Source organism: Novosphingobium sp. MBES04 (assembly GCF_000813185.1).
Classification (GTDB): Bacteria; Pseudomonadota; Alphaproteobacteria; order Sphingomonadales; family Sphingomonadaceae; genus Novosphingobium; species Novosphingobium decolorationis.
Map to the genome: position 1 here is coordinate 1 of NZ_DF850516.1, position 731 is coordinate 731.

Genomic DNA, 731 nt, shown 5'->3' on the forward strand with positions numbered 1-731 from the left:
CCATCGAGGCGGTCTATCGCCGCCCCAGCACCTCCAAGCCGGCGCCAGGGCACAAGATCTACCCCTATCTCCTGCGCAAGCTTGCGATCGTGAAGCCTAATCAGGTCTGGGCGACAGACATCAGCTACATCCCCATGGCCAAGGGCTTCGTCTATCTCGTCGCCATCGTCGACTGGTTCAGCCGCAAGGTCCTCAGCCACCGGATCTCGATCACGCTGGAGGCCGACTTTTGCGTTGAAGCGCTCGAGGAAGCCCTGGCGCGCTATGGCAAACCGGAGATTTTCAATACGGATCAAGGCAGCCAATTCACCAGCCAGGCCTTCACCAGCGTGCTGATGCGAGAAAAGATTGCCATCAGCATGGACGGCCGCGGCGCCTGGCGCGACAATGTCGTGGTCGAGCGGCTGTGGCGCTCGGTGAAGTACGAGGAAGTCTACCTGCACGCCTACGCTTGCGTCAGCGAAGCGCGCAGTTCGATCGGCCGATATCTGGGCTTCTACAATGCCCGGAGACCGCATTCGAGCCTCGGCGGACGTACGCCCGATCAAACCTACTTTGACAATCTGCCTCAGGCCGTGGCAGCGTGAATTGGCCGCGACTTGCGGGGCGTCACTCCGGCCGGGCTACGCCCGACCTCCATGACGCCCCGCAGGCGCCAGCTTGAACAACCAAACCGCAGACGATCCACTTATCAAACATCAAAGGCTGTTCAGACAAACCGAGCCACCTCT

General features: G+C 60.9%; 1 protein-coding gene. It reads left to right on the plus strand.

Annotated elements, in window-relative coordinates; all coding sequences use genetic code 11:
- Positions 1-587, plus strand: a 587-nt coding sequence (locus tag MBENS4_RS23745; protein WP_039396930.1) for an IS3 family transposase, incomplete at its 5' end; no start/stop codon positions are given.
- Between the last annotated feature and the right edge of the window lie 144 nt (positions 588-731).